Origin of the sequence: Azospirillum sp. A1-3 (assembly GCF_023806445.1) — a bacterium.
Taxonomy (GTDB): Bacteria; Pseudomonadota; Alphaproteobacteria; order Azospirillales; family Azospirillaceae; genus Azospirillum.
On record NZ_JAMSLU010000001.1, the window covers coordinates 1,951,944 to 1,965,819 of the forward strand.

Sequence of the window (13,876 nt, forward strand, 5' to 3'; positions counted from 1 at the left end):
TCCGAAAGCGGTCCGCACTCCCGGATGCAGCCTCAGGGGCGTTCCCCAGCGTCCAGCGCGGCAGGGTCGGCCGGCGCCGCCTCGTCCCAATCGCCCAGCGCCCGGAGCAGCGACCGCACCTGCCGGTTCAGCGAACCGATCTGCGCCAGATCCATCCCCGACCGCTCGACCAGCGTCCTGCTCAGGCAGGTGCTTTCATCCACCATCGCACGGCCGGCATCGGTCAGCCAGACCTGAACCTGCCGTTCATCCATCCGGCTGCGCCGCCGTTCGACCAGCCCCGCCTGCTCCAGCCGCTTCACCGGCGGCGTGACAGTGCTGGATTCCAGCGCCAGCCTTTCGGCGATCGCGCCGACGGTCGCGCCATCCGCCTCCCGCAGCACACTCAGGATGAGGTACTGCGGATATGTGATTCCCATGGCGTCCAGCATCGGCTTGTAGGTGCGGGTGATGGCCATGCTGGTCATATAGAGGGCGAAGCAGAGCTGGTCGTCCAACGGAACGCGGTGCGGGACCGGGGGGGAATTTTCGGACGGTGCGGACATGGGGCGTCCTCCTGACTGATCGGGTCCGGCATTCTTATCACCAGGATAGATATCGCGATAACGATTTGTCTGGACAAGCCCCAGCCTGAGGTGTACGGGTTTGTTTATCGCGATAAATGATATCGCAAAATCTTTTCTCGGGAGATCGACATGACCTCGTTGAAGACCGGCGCCTCGCGGCGCGGCATGCTGACTGCTGGCCTGGGCCTTTCCGCCACCGCCGCCGCCCTGCCCTTCGTCCAGACCGCCCAGGCGGCCCAATCAACCACGACGTCCGCATCGGACGCGAAGAGGATGGGCAGCGGCACGGTCACGGCAAAGGACGGCACGCAGATTTTCTACAAGGACTGGGGATCGGGTCAGCCGATCGTCTTCCATCATGGCTGGCCGCTGTCGTCGGACGACTGGGATGCCCAGATGCTGTATTTCCTGTCGCAGGGCTTCCGGGTCATCGCCCATGACCGGCGTGGTCATGGCCGGTCGACGCAGACCGCCACCGGCAACGACATGGACACCTACGCCGACGATGTCGCCACCCTGGCCGCCCATCTCGGCCTGAAGAACGCCATCCACATCGGTCATTCGACCGGCGGCGGCGAAGTGGCCCGCTATGTCGCACGGCATGGCGGCAATGGGCGGGTGGCGAAAGCCGTGCTGATCGGAGCGGTGACGCCGATCATGCTGAAGACCGCGGCCAATCCCGGCGGCCTGCCGCTGGAGGTGTTCGACGGCTTCCGTGCCGCACTGGCCGCCAACCGCGCGCAGTTCTTCCGCGACATCCCCTCCGGCCCCTTCTATGGCTTCAACCGTGACGGCGCGAAGGTTTCGCAGGGTTTGATCGACAATTGGTGGCGGCAGGGCATGATGGGCGGAGCCAAGGCTCACTATGATTGCATCAAGGCATTCTCCGAAACCGACTTCACCGAGGATCTGAAGAAGATCGACATTCCGGTCCTGGTGATGCACGGCGACGATGACCAGATCGTGCCCGTCGCCGATTCCGCTCTGCTGGCGGTCAAGCTGCTGCGGAAAGGGACATTGAAGGTCTATCCGGGCCTCCCGCACGGCATGGCCTCCACCCACGCCGACATCATCAACCGGGATCTGCTGGCGTTCATCAAGGGCTGATGCCGTCCCGCGAAAGTTCCGGACAGCGTTCGGAGCTTTCGCGGGCTCCCGGCTCCGGCTCCTGGCCCCGGCTGCCCGAAGGGAGCGTTAGGCGAAGGCAAGACTCCTGGGGTAGCGTGGCGGCAAAGCCAACCCCTGGAGAGTTTCCATGGCAGAGAAAAGCTTGCGCATCGGCGTCGTGCTGTCGGGCTGCGGCGTGTATGACGGTGCGGAAATCCACGAGGCGGTCTGCACCCTGCTGGCCATCGCCAAAATGGGCGCGGTTGCGGTGTGCTACGCCCCCGACATTCCGCAGGCCCATGTCGTCAACCACCTGACCGGCCAGGAGACCGGAGAGAGCCGCAATGTGCTGGTCGAATCGGCCCGTATCGCCCGCGGCAAGATCACCGCGCTCAGCGAGTTCTCGGCCGGCGACGTCGATGCGCTGATCTTCCCCGGCGGTTTCGGCGCAGCCAAGAATCTCAGCGATTTCGCCTTCAAGGGCGCCGACTGCTCGGTCAATCCGCAGGTGGTGGCCGCGGTCGCCGCCATGCGCGCGGCCGGCAAGCCGATCGGCGCGCTGTGCATCGCGCCGGCCATCCTCGCCAAGATCCTGGGCCAGCAGAGCGTCGAACTGACCATCGGCAGCGATCCCGGCACCGCCGCCGCGCTGGAGTCGATGGGCGCCGTCCACCGCACCACCAGCCATGGCGAGGTCGTGGTCGACCGCGGCCTGAAGGTCGTCACCTCGCCCTGCTACATGCTGGACGCCAATCTTGCCCAGATCGCCGAGGGCGCCGAGAATACTGTCAAGGCCCTGGTCGATCTGGTGAAGTGACCAAGTGAAAATGGTGGACGAAGGGGGTAGCGATACCTCCTTTGTCACCAGCAATGTCACAAAGCTGAGCAATAATTCATTAACCGCCTTCCCACACCCTTTGCCTCAGCTTCTTTTCTATCAGGCGAGGGCTGGCGATGACCTGCATTGTGGGATTGGTGGACGGCGACCGGGTGTGGATGGGCGGCGACAGCGCCGGAGTGAACGGCCTGGACATCACGGTGCGCGCCGACACCAAGGTGTTCCGCAATGGCGACAGCCTGATCGGCTTCACCAGTTCCTTCCGTATGGGCCAGTTGCTTCATTACCGGCTGGAGGTTCCGCCGCGTGAGCACGAGGCCGACCTGTTCCGCTATATGGTCGTGGACTTTGTCGATGCCGTGCGCAACTGCCTGAAGGATGGCGGTTACGCCCACCGCTCCAACGATGTGGAGACCGGCGGCACCTTCATGGTCGGGCTGGAAGGCCGGCTGTTCACCGTGCAGTCCGACTATCAGGTCGGCGAGGCGGTGCGCGGCTACCACGCCATCGGCTGCGGGTCCGATTATGCGCTGGGCTCGCTGGCGTCCACCATCGGCCAGCCGCCGGAAGAGCGCGTGCTGAAGGCCCTGGAATGCGCCGAACTGTTCAACGGCGGCGTCCGCGCCCCCTTCACCATTCAGTCCAGCCTGCGCCGTCCGCAATTGGCGCTGACCGAAGCGGCGTGAACGCCCCTGGCCTTCGCCCCCAAACCTTCGACCAAAGTCGAAAGCAGCGGCCAAGGCTGGGCTCTGGTCATCCAAAGCATCGTGGCGTATGAACCCGTGTCCTGCTGCAGTGCGGGACAGGGAATAACCACAAAAAACTTGGGTGATAGAGATGACGGACCAAGCGGTTACCGCCGATGCTTATCTCGGTGAAGACGAGAACCCGGCTGGGTTGCTGAGCAACTGGGGAAATTCGCCCCTTTTCGTCTTTCCGGCCATGCTGCTGATTTTCATCATGCCGCTGGCGATCGTCTTCCACCCGACCTGGGTGGTGCTGCCGGCCGTGCTGTGGACCTTCGGCATGATCGCCACGATCATCAAGCTGACGCGCGGCTGAAGCCGGCGCGGACGCGAAGGGGGGAAGGGGGACCGCTCCCCCTCCCCGCCCGCACTACAACAAGTCGATGAAGCCGCCGGCAATCGGAAAGCGACGCAGCCGCGCGACCGACCGGCGGGAAATCCGCGGCCCCGGCGGAGCCCTGCGGCGGCCCGCTTCCGCCTGCACCACCAGCCGCCAGACCGTCTCCACCGTCTCGGCCGCATGGCCACGCCCGGCAAGGTCGGCCGGCGACAGCCCGCCGTCGAGCAGGCCGGCCAGCAGATCGTCCAGCGCCTCCACCGGCGGCAGTCCGGCCGGAGTCTCGGCCTTCAGCCGGCGCGCCAGCACCCGTTCCGGCACCACCCGCCCCGCCGGGCCGCGCGATCCCGCCGGCTGGTTGGCATTGCGCCAGCGCGCCAGTTCCAGAACCGCGGTCTTCGGCATGTCGGACAGCACTGCATAGCCGCAACCCGCCTCATCCATCGCAAGGCCGAGAAGCCGGTCGGTCCGGTCCGCGGTCGACAGCAGCAGGGCGCCCATCCGCTCCGCCAACACCGCCAGGGTCGCGCCCCGCAGGCGGGCATGCAGCCAGTCGGCCGCCGCGGCCGACTCGCGCCCGGCAAAGGCCGGGGCCAGCAGCGAGTCGGCGGCTTTGAGCACCGGCGCCAGTGCGACATTGTCCAGGCGGCAGCCCAGCAACTCGACGATCTCCGCCGTATCGGCCAAGCTATCGGCCAGGCCATCGGCCGACGCTCCTGCCTCGCCGGCCGGCAGCGGAGCCCGCACGGCCAGCACCCGCTCGGGCCCCAGCGCATCGACCGCCAGCGCCGCGACCAGCGCCGAGTCCAGCCCGCCGGTCAGCCCGACCACAACGCCCGGCGCGCCGCTTTTCGTTACGGCATCGTGCAGGCCCAGCATCAGCGCCGTGTAAAGTGCCTCCGTCCCCTCGGCCGGAGCAATCGTTTCGGCCTCGGAACTGTCCCAGCCGTCGTCGGCTCCGCGTTCCCACCGGGTCAGCAGCAGATGTTCGGCGAACAGCGGAGCCTGGGCGACCAGCCGGCCACCTGGGGCGAGCGCGAAGCTGCCGCCATCGAACACCCGCTCCTCCTGCCCGCCGACGAGATTCACCGCAACGAGAGGCAATCCGCCTTCCACCACCCGCGCGACGGCGGCCTGCACCCGTTCATCGGCGCGGCCAGGGGCGAAGGGGCCGGCCAGCATCGCGACCAGAAGTTCGGCCCCGCTCTCCGCCAGAGTCTCCGCCACGTCGCCGGTCGTCAGATCGCCGCCGATCAGCAGGCCGATCCGCACCCCGCGGATATTGATCGGGCCGGGCATCGGACCGCTATCGAAACGGTCCTCCTCCGGCGCACCGATCTCGCCGGCATCCGTTACGGCCTGGAAACGAACGGCGGCGATCTTGCCACCGTCCAGCAGCAAAGCTGCATTGTGACGCCCCTTGCCCTCCCGCCAGGGGGTGCCGACCAGCAGGGCGGGGCCGCCGTCGGCGGTGACGTCCGCCAGCACCCGCACCGTCTCCTCCACAGCATCAAGGAAGGCGGGAAGCGCCGCCAAGTCGAGAAGCGGGGCGCCGGACAACGCGCCGGCGGGACAGATGACGAGGTCGGCGCCGCGGGCCGCGGCCTGCGCCCGCGCGGCACGGATCAGGCCGGCATTCGCAGTGAGGTCGCCCGCGGTCGGGTTGATCTGGGCGAGAGCGATGGACAGGCGATCGGTCATGATGGTCGGCTTCCTTCTGGCGGGTCCTTTTCCGGCAAGGGTAGCAGCGCCTCACCTGCGGCGAAAGCCGCCGCTCGTCGCAGATCATCACGCAGGCGGAACAAGTGGCGGTAAGACATGGGATGAAGTTCCACAGTCGCGATCAATTAGTAAGGTAACGAATTTATTTCAATTATTGAAAGAAAATCGCGAAATTAAGAAATGGTAAAGGTTGCCGGCGCCATGCTTCCTCTTGCGCACAAACAACGCGATGCGGGGGCATCCATGTACTACGCGGAGCTCAGCGGCCCGAACGGCAAACCGTCGGTGCTGTCCACGGCTGTGCAGAACGGTTCGTCAAAGACGGCCGGCACGGCGAAGGACGGGCTGGCCAAATCGGACGCGAAACCGGTGGACGGCGACAAGAAGACACAGTCGCCGGCCTACACCATCAGCCAGTCGATGGAATCGCTGCTGGACAGCATGACCGGCAAGGGCGGCGCCCAGGCGGCGGGCGGCGGCGGCGGGCTGGCCTCGGCCAACAGCGGCGTGGATCGCGCCAAGCAGGCGCAATCGCTGATGCAGTCGGCGCTGGACCACGGCAAGGGTCTGGCCGGCATGTTCGGCAAGGGCATCGACGCGCTGAAGCAGGGGCTGGGCGATACGCTGAGCGCACTGGGCGTTCCGCAGAACCGCATCGACGATGCCGTGAAGGGGTTCGGCGACGGCCTGAAGTCCAAGCTCGACGGCATGAACCTCAGCGATGTGTCGGTGGACATGCAGGCCACCCAGTCGCAATGGTCGATCGAGTCGCACGGGATCGACCTGGAAATCCAGGACGGCGACCGCAGCGTCAAGATTTCCTTCGCGAAATCGACCCTGGACTTCCGCCGCGACGACCAACGTCTGCAGGCATCGCTGGGCAAGGGCGGCGACATGGCGCTGAGCGCCACCGGCATGACCACCACCGCCACCGGCAAATCCACCGGCATGATCGTCCGCTCCGAAGGTTTCAGCGAGGATGAGATCAAGGACATCCTCGGCAAGCTGAACGACATGGCCGCCAAGAGCGGCGGCGGCGATGGGATGAAGGGTCTGGCGGTGCTGAAACCGACCACGTCGAAGGACGGCGTCACCCACCTGACCCTCGACCTGTCCTCGCCGATTGCAGGGCTGTCGACCGGGAAGGGCGGCTCGGCGGACGGTGCGGCGACCGCTGCAACGGCCGGCACGTCCGCGAAGCCGCAGGGCGTCAACCTGACCGCCTGATACGGTTTCCAGCGTTTATTGTCACAGCACCGGCCCGGATCCGTCCGGACCGGTGCTTGCCCATGCGGGATGGCTTCTTTACAAGCGGTCGCGGTGGCGGCCCCAGGGCCGTGCACTGTCCGTCCTCCCGGAACCATCGCCCGGATGAACGCCATGACCGACCGCGACACACTGCTGGCCCTGAACCAAGCCTTCTACCGGGCCTTCACCAATCGCGACTCCGCCGCGATGGAAGCCCTGTGGGCGGAAACGCTGCCCGTCTCCTGCATCCACCCCGGCTGGACTGCCCTGTTCGGGCGCGACGCCGTGCTGACCAGCTGGCGGGACGTGCTGCGCGCGCCCGGCGGCATCGTCGTCGAGGCGCGGAACGAGCGCGTGACCCTGCATGGCGACACCGCCCTGGTGGTCTGCGAGGAAACGCTGGGCGACGCCGTGCTGGCCGCCACCAACCTGTTCGCCCGCGAAAAGGGCAGCTGGCGCCTTGCCCATCATCAGGCCGGCCCCATTGCCCAGGCCCGCGCCGACGTCGAGATTCCGGCCAAGCCGCCGCGCCGCCTGCACTGATCGATTTCGGCCCTCAGGGCAGGCTCGCCACCTCCGGCCGCGCTTCCAGGCGGCGGACGAGGTCGATGACCACATGGTCGGCGGTGACCTGATCGGGGTCGCTGTTGGTCAACGCCACGACGCCCCAGCGGTGCGCCTTCGAGAAGGCGATATAGGCGTTGAAGCCGCCGGTGGAGCCGGAATGCCAATGGATCGGCGTGCCGTCCGTGGCCCAGGCGACGAACCAGCCGAGCGCCATCGCCCCGCTTCCCAGGCTTCCGGGCTCGGCCAGCGACCGGCCGTCCACCTGCACCGACTGCGCCAGCGCCAGGGTGGCCGCCACCGGCGGGGCACAGCCATGGCCGTCCGGCCCGGCAGCCGCACCCGCCGGGCAGTCACCGAGATTGGCGGACAGCCAGCGCAGCAGATCGTCGGCCGAGGAGTAGAGGCCGAAGGCGGGCAGCATCGCCGGCGCCTCCCAATCCGGAACGACCCGGCCGCGGGCATGGCCGGCCGCCTTGCGCGCCCGCTGCTCGGCGGTCGGATGCAGGGTGGTGTCGCGCATCCCGAAACGGTCGGTCACCACCCGCTTCAGCAAAGTCTCGTAAGGCTGGCCGGCCGCCGCCGACAGCGCTTCCCCCAGAACCGACATGCCGGCATTGGAATAGCTGAAGCGCACACCCGGCGGCACCGGCAGGTGATAGCCGGACAGCCAAAGCGCCAGTTCGCCGCGCGACAGCGGCTTGTAGGGGTTGCGGGGGTCCTCCAGCCGGCTCCACGAGAATCGCGGGGTTTCCGGCACGTTGGGCAGACCGGCCGTGTGGGTGGCGAGGTCGCGCAGCCGGATCGGCCGGCCCTCATACTCCGGCACATGGGCGACCGGCACCGGGCCGACGCGGCGCAGATGGCGCTGCAGCGGGTCGGCGGGATCGACCCGGCCCTCCCGCATCAGCTCCGCCATGATGGTGCCGGTGAAGGGCTTGGTCAGCGAGGCGATCTGGAACAGGGTGCGCCCATCGGGCGGCCCACCGTCCGGGCGGCCGGCATCGCCGCGCCCGATCACCAGCGTCCGGCCGTCGCGGATCACGCCGACAACCAGACTGCCGTCACCGGCCGGCGGCCGGCGGTCCTCCACCGCGCGGGTCAGGTCATCCACCAACCGGTCGGAAATCCGGTCCAGACCGATGGCCCCGGTCGGGCCGAGCGGAACGCTCCACAGCAGCAGACACAAAACGCCCCAGAGCAGCCTGCGCCGCATCCCCGCCTCCGCCCGGCCTCAATCGAGAGTACGGAGAGAGTGGGCGGACGTACGGCAGGCGGACAGGTCCGCGAAGGGCGATGCGGCGAAAGACGGGGCGGGAGCCGCCGGGGTACTCCCCAACCGCCCCGCCACCGCCCAACCGGTCGGGCTTGGCAGAGCGGGGATGGTTATTCGGTGGGAATGTCGGCCCTGGGCGGGCGGCGGTCCTTGACGATGGACAGCGGAACGTCGTCGGCCGCGATCTCCAGGATCGGATGGCCGTCCAGCAGCGACGGACAGCGCTTCACCTGGGTGAAGGCCAGGAAGAAGTCGGCCTTGCGCCAGTCCGGCTCGATCCCGTTCACCAGACGCAGCCAGGGCGGCAGTTCGAACCGCACCGCCAGCGTGTTGCCGCAGACGGTCAGCGTGTATTGGCGCGGCGGCGCGTGGCCGTCATTCTCGCGCTCGACATACTCGATCAGTTCCTGCAACGCCTCGTGCAGCGAGTTGCCCCAGTAATCCAGTTCGAACTTGCCGTCGGCGCCCCGTACGCCTCCGACGAACTGATTGTAGTACACGTACTGGTTCGGGTGCATGGCGCCCAGCTGCCACGCGTACACCACGCCGACCACGGTCATCGCCGCGGCGAAGGTCTGCCCCAGCGCCCGGCCGCCACGCTGGCACAGGCTCCACAGCCGGTCAGCGGCGATGGCGGCCATCACCACCATGGGCGGGGCCAGGAACAGGAAATGGCGGATGCCGTTGTAGACCGACGGCCGCATCAGCACGAACAGCAGGATCGGCAGGAAGCCCGCCAGAACCAGCGGCGTGTAGCGGACGACCGTGAAGGCGCCGGTCCGTCGCCAGCCGCCGCGCGCAAGCCAGACCGCCGCCATCACCACCGCCACCCCGACGCCGATCACCACCGCCTCCGGCAGCTTCACCGCCAGATAGACCGGCAGGTACAGCGCGGGCGGCGCGTTGGAATGGACCAGCTCGCCCATGAACAGCGTCTGGATGTCGATGGGGAAATGGGAGACGACGCGCAGGGCCTCCAGCGGGTTGCGGAACGGCCGCTGCACCACCCAAGGCCAGAACACCGCCATGATGACATAGGCGACGGGAATTGCCGGCCACAGCGACAGGAAGGCGCGCCGCGCATCGACCAGCGCCCAGCGCCGGCCCTCCTGCTGCGTCACCAGCGCGAAATGCAAAGCCATGGCGACCGCCAGATAGAAGCCGGCCAGCACCGCGCCGACACGGATCGCCAGCGTCAGGCCCAGCACCAGCCCGAACTTCAGCACGGCGCTGCGGCTCGGCCGCGGCATCTGCTTCAGGATGCGGGTGGCGAAATAGAGCGTCCACACCATGCCGGCCGCGAAGGGCACGTCCTTGGTGTTGTTGAACATGGCGCCGTAATAGACACCGCTCAGCGACAGCAGCGCCGCCGCGATGAAGCCGGCGCGCGGACCGGCCAGCAGCCGGGTGTAGCGCCAGGTCCCGGCGATGCCCAGCACGCCGACCAGCGCGCAGAGCAGGTGCCGCGTCTCATACTCCTCGAAGGGAGAGAAGGGCACGATCACGGCGGTGACGAGGTCGAACAGCCCGCCGTAATAGGCCAGATCCTTGAAATGGAAGGCCGACCGGTCCTGGAAGCCGCTGAGATAGTAGGACAGCAGCTTCTTGCCGTAGATGTGCTGCACCTCCTCGTCCGTGCTGATGCCGTAGCTGAGGAAGGTCAGCGCCGCGAGGATCAGCAGGCCGAGCAGAAGCGCACGCGACAGCCCGTCCCACAGGGCCGCCTCGCCGCGCGGCAGCACGACGCCGGCGGCGCCGGCGGTGGACGGGGCGGCCGTCGCCACGCCGGGGCGGCGGGTGGAGGAGGCGGTGCCGCCAACGGCATCCCCGTCGCCGTGCAGGCCGGTTTCGACGCTCATCGGCGCGGCTCCCGTCCCACCGTTCCGCCGACGGGATCGAACTCATGCTCATCCCGGCCATCCGCCGGGCCGAAGCCGTGGGCCGATCGCACGATGAACAGCGGTCGCCCCTTCACCTCGGCGAAGACGCGGCCGAGATAGTCGCCGATGATGCCCAACGTGATCAGCTGGATGCCGCCCAAAAACAGCACCGCGACCAGCAGCGATTCATAGCCCGGCACGTCGATGCCGTGGACCAGCGTGCGGATCAGGCGGATCAGGATATAGACGAAGGCGACGCCCGACACCGCCATCCCGACCAGGCTCCACACCCGCAGGGGGAAGGTGGAGAAGGCGGTCAGCCCGTCGAAGGACAGGCGCAGCAGCTTGACGAAGCCCCATTTGGTGTCGCCGCCGGCGCGCTCCCCCTGTTCATAGGGGATCGCGGCCTGACGGAAGCCGACCCAGGCGAAGATGCCCTTCATGAAGCGCGTGCGCTCCGGCATCCGGTTGATGACCTCGACGACGCGGCGGTCCATCAGGCGGAAATCGCCGACCTCGCGCGGCAGCTTGATCTCCGACAGATGGTCGAAGACCCAGTAGAACAGGCGGGCGAACAGGCGGTGTTTCAGGCTCTGGCCAACGCGGGCATGGCGCACCGCCACCACCACGTCGAACCCCTCGCGCCATTTGGCGATGAAGGATGGCAGCAGTTCCGGTGGATGCTGCAGGTCGGCGTCCATCGGCACCACGGCGTCGCCGGTGGTGTGGCTCAGGCCGGCGGACAGCGCCAGTTCCTTGCCGAAATTGCGCGACAGATCGACCACCTTCACCCGCGCTTCGCGGTCATGGACGTCCAGCAGCCGGTCGATGGTGTCGTCGCGGCTGCCGTCGTTGACGCAGACCACCTCCCAATCCATGTCCAGCCCGTCCAGCACCGGGACCAGCCGGGCGAACAGGGCCTCGATGTTCGGCCCCTCGTTGTAGAAGGGGATGACGACCGACAGGCAGCCGCGTCGCGGGCGACCCGACCTGTTCGCGGGAGGCCGGTTCGCCGATGGAACGACCTCGCCCTCAGGGCGGACGGGAGCGGTGCGGACCTCCGGGGAGGCCGCGGAAAGGGGCGCGTCGGGAATGGACATGGCCAGCCGTCGGGTCAAAGCGTCAGGGACCGGGAGATGAAGGGATCGGCGACGACCCCGGTCGGCCGCTGCGCCCTTCGGCATATATCACGATACGGGGAGATGTTCAAAATGCCTCTCCTGTGACCGCCACGGCACAAAAAATGGCCTGTCCGCCCGTGAAAGCGTCCGGGCGCCGGCCAGCCGCGGTCCGACGAAACAGGCAAACATCCGCCGTTGCCGTTTATTCCATTGCAGCGGAACGACCGCTTTCCCCTACGTCATCCATGGGTCTCTCCGGTTGCCGCCTCACACAACCGCACCATACCGGGGTCTGTGGCACGCTTTCTGAAAACAGGTCGTGATGCCTGACCTTTTCGGATCGCCCCCGAACAAGCGTTGGGCAACGTCCCTGTGCCGACGGAGGCCTCGACCATGAGCCTTTTCAATCGCTTTTCCGTAGGAACGAAGATCACGGCGGCCAGCGCCGGCATCCTGGTGTTCCTGGTGCTGATCGGCTGTATCGGCATTGCAGCACTGTCGGAGGCCGGCGGCGCCGTGGACACCTACCGGCGGCTCGGCCAGCAAACCAACGAGCTGGGGCGCATCCAGGCCCTGATGCTGGAGATGCGCCAGCAGGCCACCCGTTTCCTGCTGACCGGCGATGCGGAGGTCGGCGCCACCGTCCGCCGCACCGCGGAGGACGCGGCACAGACCATCGACAAGGCCCGTACCCTGTTCACCGACCCCGCCCTGCTGCAGACCGCCGACCATATGGCGCAGGAGATCGCCCAGTATAGGGAGGCCTTCTCCGCCACCATGGATTTCCAGGACCAGCGCAGCAAGGCCATTGCGGATCTGGACGAGATCGGGCCGCGGCTGGAAAGCGCGCTGAATGGCATCATGGACAGCGCCGGTGCGGCGGGTGACACCGACGCCGCCTATCTGGCGGGCATGGCGCTGCGCCACATGTTGTCGGCCCGCATCTCGGCGACGCGCTACAATGTCGACGGCTCTCCGGCGCTGGCCAGCCAGACCCGGTCTCAGTTCACTGATGCCGCCAGCCGCGGCGGCGCGATGATGGCGAAGCTGACCGATCTGGACCGCCGCAAGATGGCGATGTCCTACACCGCCATGCTGCGCGTCTATATCAGCGGCTTCAACGCCGTGGTGAAGGCCACGACCGAGCGCGACCGGCTGGTGAACGAGGTGCTGAACCCCGTCGGCGATTCCATCGCCAGGGAGGCGGAGCAGCTGACCGAGGCCAGCGTCGACGCCCAGAAAACCCTGGGCATGGCGACCGGCGCCTTCCTCGACACGGCACGCGGCGGGATGGTGCTTGCCTCGCTGATTGCCGTGGTCCTTGGGCTGGCAACGGCGCTGCTGATCGGCCGTGGCCTGTCGCGGCCGGTGGTGGCGATGACCGACCGCATGACCCGGCTGGCCGGCGGCGACCGCAGCGTCGACATCCCCGGCCTGGACCGCACCGACGAGATCGGCGGCATGGCGAAGGCCCTGCAGGTGTTCAAGAACAGCCTGATCGAGAGCGACCGGCTGGCCGAAGCCCAGCGCGCCGACCATGCGGCGCAGCGTGGCCGCGGCGAACGCATCGACCGGCTGATCCAGGAGTTCGACCGGCTGGTGTTGGACGCGCTGGGCCGGGTGTCGGCGGCGGCGACCCAGCTTCAGGCGACCGCCCAGACCATGTCGGCCACCGCGGAGCAGACCACCCGGCAGGCCGATGCGGTCGCCAGCGCATCCAATGAAGCGACCGGCAATGTGGAGACGGTGGCCGCCGCGACGGAAGAACTGACCGCCTCCATCGCCGAGATCGGCCGGCAGGTGGCGGAGAGCACCCGCATTGCCGGACAGGCGGTCGCCACCGCCGAGAAGACCGACGGCACCGTCCGCGGTCTGGTCGATGCCGCCCAGCGCATTGGCGAGGTGGTGCAGCTGATCACCGACATCGCCAGCCAGACCAACCTTCTCGCACTGAACGCAACCATCGAGGCGGCGCGCGCCGGCGAGGCGGGCAAGGGCTTCGCCGTGGTGGCGTCGGAGGTCAAGAACCTCGCCAGCCAGACGGCCAAGGCGACGGAGGAGATCGGCAGCCAGATCGCCGGCATTCAGGAGATCAGCCGGCAGGCCGCCGGCGCCATCGCCGAGATCGGCCGGGTGATCGCGGAGATCAGCCACATCTCCACCACCATCGCCGCCGCGGTGGAGGAACAGGGCGCCGCCACCAAGGAGATCAGCCGCAACGTCCAGCAGGCGGCGCGCGGCACGCAGCAGGTGTCCAGCAACATCGCCGGCGTGTCGGAAGCCGCGGCCTCCACCGGCGACGCCTCGCGCGAGGTGCTGACCGCCGCGGACGGGCTGAATCACGAGGCAACCGACCTGCGCGGCTTCGTGTCGCGCTTCCTTGCCGAAATGCGCGCCGCGTAAGAAACGGTATCGATCTTCAGCGCTGCGATGACAGTTATGGCGCCGGCAGGGCCCGAATGGACCGGGGC

General features: G+C 67.8%; 12 protein-coding genes. 7 read left to right on the forward strand and 5 right to left on the reverse strand.

The genetic code is table 11. From position 1 onward, the window contains the following. Nucleotides 1-32: 32 nt before the first annotated feature. Entirely contained in the window at nt 33-545 is a 513-nt protein-coding gene (locus M5E06_RS09300; protein ID WP_252137947.1) for a MarR family winged helix-turn-helix transcriptional regulator, read from the reverse strand. 150 nt (nt 546-695) lie between these two features. Here M5E06_RS09300 and M5E06_RS09305 point away from each other — a divergent pair, with 150 nt between their 5' ends. From M5E06_RS09305 to M5E06_RS09320, 4 genes are all read left to right on the forward strand, one after another. Further along, nucleotides 696-1,673 (forward strand): alpha/beta fold hydrolase, encoded by a 978-nt coding sequence (locus tag M5E06_RS09305; RefSeq protein WP_502801967.1) that lies wholly within the window; start codon nt 696-698, stop codon nt 1,671-1,673. A gap of 148 nt (nt 1,674-1,821) precedes the next feature. Next, entirely contained in the window at nt 1,822-2,490 is a 669-nt protein-coding gene (elbB, locus tag M5E06_RS09310) for an isoprenoid biosynthesis glyoxalase ElbB (RefSeq protein ID WP_109075613.1), read from the forward strand. 137 nt (nt 2,491-2,627) lie between these two features. Continuing rightward, a complete protein-coding gene (locus M5E06_RS09315; protein ID WP_252137948.1) occupies nt 2,628-3,197 on the forward strand; it encodes a hypothetical protein in 570 nt (189 codons plus the stop codon). A 151-nt stretch (nt 3,198-3,348) separates the two neighbouring features. After that, nucleotides 3,349-3,573: a hypothetical protein gene (locus M5E06_RS09320; RefSeq protein WP_252137949.1), complete on the forward strand. Its 225-nt coding sequence runs from the start codon at nt 3,349-3,351 to the stop codon at nt 3,571-3,573. Nucleotides 3,574-3,627: 54 nt separating this feature from the next. Here M5E06_RS09320 and nadE read toward each other — a convergent pair whose 3' ends face one another. Further along, nucleotides 3,628-5,295 (reverse strand): NAD(+) synthase, encoded by a 1,668-nt coding sequence (gene nadE, locus M5E06_RS09325; protein ID WP_252137950.1) that lies wholly within the window; start codon nt 5,293-5,295, stop codon nt 3,628-3,630. 264 nt (nt 5,296-5,559) lie between these two features. Between nadE and M5E06_RS09330 the strand changes: the two genes are divergently transcribed. Then, the gene (locus M5E06_RS09330) at nt 5,560-6,543 is read left to right on the forward strand and encodes a hypothetical protein (RefSeq protein WP_252137951.1); all 984 of its coding nucleotides are present in this window, start codon (nt 5,560-5,562) and stop codon (nt 6,541-6,543) included. Nucleotides 6,544-6,696: 153 nt separating this feature from the next. Continuing rightward, complete coding sequence (locus M5E06_RS09335; protein ID WP_252137952.1) at nt 6,697-7,107, forward strand: nuclear transport factor 2 family protein; 411 nt, start codon at nt 6,697-6,699, stop codon at nt 7,105-7,107. A gap of 13 nt (nt 7,108-7,120) precedes the next feature. Here the strand turns inward: M5E06_RS09335 and M5E06_RS09340 are convergent, their stop codons facing one another. From M5E06_RS09340 to M5E06_RS09350, 3 genes are all read right to left on the reverse strand, one after another. Next, nucleotides 7,121-8,344 (reverse strand): serine hydrolase domain-containing protein, encoded by a 1,224-nt coding sequence (locus M5E06_RS09340; protein ID WP_252137953.1) that lies wholly within the window; start codon nt 8,342-8,344, stop codon nt 7,121-7,123. 170 nt (nt 8,345-8,514) lie between these two features. Continuing rightward, a complete protein-coding gene (locus tag M5E06_RS09345; RefSeq protein ID WP_252137954.1) occupies nt 8,515-10,263 on the reverse strand; it encodes a glycosyltransferase family 39 protein in 1,749 nt (582 codons plus the stop codon). Then, nucleotides 10,260-11,384, reverse strand: coding sequence for a glycosyltransferase family 2 protein (locus tag M5E06_RS09350; protein ID WP_109150094.1), 1,125 nt, complete (start codon nt 11,382-11,384; stop codon nt 10,260-10,262). Before M5E06_RS09350 ends, M5E06_RS09345 begins: the two co-directional genes overlap by 4 nt. A gap of 414 nt (nt 11,385-11,798) precedes the next feature. On the opposite strand from M5E06_RS09350, the gene M5E06_RS09355 reads away from it, so the two are divergent. Continuing rightward, on the forward strand, nt 11,799-13,808 hold the full coding sequence (locus M5E06_RS09355) for a methyl-accepting chemotaxis protein (RefSeq protein WP_252137955.1): 2,010 nt from the start codon (nt 11,799-11,801) through the stop codon (nt 13,806-13,808). Nucleotides 13,809-13,876 lie beyond the last annotated feature (68 nt).

Bases quoted from the DNA above. Each gene is read 5' to 3' on its own strand.
- M5E06_RS09300 (WP_252137947.1), bottom strand. From the start codon at position 545: ATGTCCGCACCGTCCGAAAATTCCCCCCCGGTCCCGCACCGCGTTCCG.
- M5E06_RS09305 (WP_502801967.1), top strand. From the start codon at position 696: ATGACCTCGTTGAAGACCGGCGCCTCGCGGCGCGGCATGCTGACTGCT.
- elbB (WP_109075613.1), top strand. From the start codon at position 1,822: ATGGCAGAGAAAAGCTTGCGCATCGGCGTCGTGCTGTCGGGCTGCGGC.
- M5E06_RS09315 (WP_252137948.1), top strand. From the start codon at position 2,628: ATGACCTGCATTGTGGGATTGGTGGACGGCGACCGGGTGTGGATGGGC.
- M5E06_RS09320 (WP_252137949.1), top strand. From the start codon at position 3,349: ATGACGGACCAAGCGGTTACCGCCGATGCTTATCTCGGTGAAGACGAG.
- nadE (WP_252137950.1), bottom strand. From the start codon at position 5,295: ATGACCGATCGCCTGTCCATCGCTCTCGCCCAGATCAACCCGACCGCG.
- M5E06_RS09330 (WP_252137951.1), top strand. From the start codon at position 5,560: ATGTACTACGCGGAGCTCAGCGGCCCGAACGGCAAACCGTCGGTGCTG.
- M5E06_RS09335 (WP_252137952.1), top strand. From the start codon at position 6,697: ATGACCGACCGCGACACACTGCTGGCCCTGAACCAAGCCTTCTACCGG.
- M5E06_RS09340 (WP_252137953.1), bottom strand. From the start codon at position 8,344: ATGCGGCGCAGGCTGCTCTGGGGCGTTTTGTGTCTGCTGCTGTGGAGC.
- M5E06_RS09345 (WP_252137954.1), bottom strand. From the start codon at position 10,263: ATGAGCGTCGAAACCGGCCTGCACGGCGACGGGGATGCCGTTGGCGGC.
- M5E06_RS09350 (WP_109150094.1), bottom strand. From the start codon at position 11,384: ATGTCCATTCCCGACGCGCCCCTTTCCGCGGCCTCCCCGGAGGTCCGC.
- M5E06_RS09355 (WP_252137955.1), top strand. From the start codon at position 11,799: ATGAGCCTTTTCAATCGCTTTTCCGTAGGAACGAAGATCACGGCGGCC.